1 rRNA gene is annotated in these 293 nt (G+C 49.8%); it reads left to right on the top strand.

The window, feature by feature from the left end:
- Window positions 1–293: ribosomal RNA gene (locus ACLJXE_RS24345) — 23S ribosomal RNA — on the top strand; the annotation flags it as partial.

Raw genomic sequence — 293 nt, 5'->3', positions numbered from 1 at the left:
GTGACTGCGTACCTTTTGTATAATGGGTCAGCGACTTATATTCTGTAGCAAGGTTAACCGAATAGGGGAGCCGAAGGGAAACCGAGTCTTAACTGGGCGTTAAGTTGCAGGGTATAGACCCGAAACCCGGTGATCTAGCCATGGGCAGGTTGAAGGTTGGGTAACACTAACTGGAGGACCGAACCGACTAATGTTGAAAAATTAGCGGATGACTTGTGGCTGGGGGTGAAAGGCCAATCAAACCGGGAGATAGCTGGTTCTCCCCGAAAGCTATTTAGGTAGCGCCTCGTGAA

The organism is Citrobacter sp. U14242, assembly GCF_046555775.1.
Taxonomy (GTDB): Bacteria; Pseudomonadota; Gammaproteobacteria; order Enterobacterales; family Enterobacteriaceae; genus Citrobacter.
The sequence above is the reverse complement of the archived record's forward strand: the minus strand, read 5'-3'. Positions and strand labels throughout refer to the sequence as shown.